The sequence below is a fragment of the Salmonella sp. SAL4457 genome (assembly GCF_046548235.1).
Taxonomy (GTDB): Bacteria; Pseudomonadota; Gammaproteobacteria; order Enterobacterales; family Enterobacteriaceae; genus Salmonella; species Salmonella enterica.
In genome coordinates this window covers 1-231 of the sequence record NZ_JBGDZO010001451.1, presented here as the reverse complement: position 1 = coordinate 231, position 231 = coordinate 1, and the positions used below count along the sequence as shown (strand labels likewise).

Sequence of the window (231 nt, the reverse complement as noted above, 5' to 3'; positions counted from 1 at the left end):
CTGCCCCGCTGGATCGCGCTGCTTTCGATGACCCTGGTCCTGATCCTGAGCCTGTGGATCTGGGCCACCGGCGACTTCCAGCTGGCGCCCGCGCCCGGCGGCGAGCCGGAATGGACCCTGCAATTCAAGGTGCTGTGGATCGAGCGTCTCGGCATCAGCATCCACCTGGCGATGGATGGCCTGTCGCTGCTGATGGTCGCCCTCACCGGCCTGCTCGGCGTGCTCTCGGTC

The 231-nt window shown here is 67.5% G+C and carries 1 pseudogene; it reads left to right on the top strand.

What is annotated here, in order from left to right:
• Positions 1 to 231: pseudogene (locus ACLJNW_RS28985) on the top strand (NADH-quinone oxidoreductase subunit M); the annotation flags it as partial.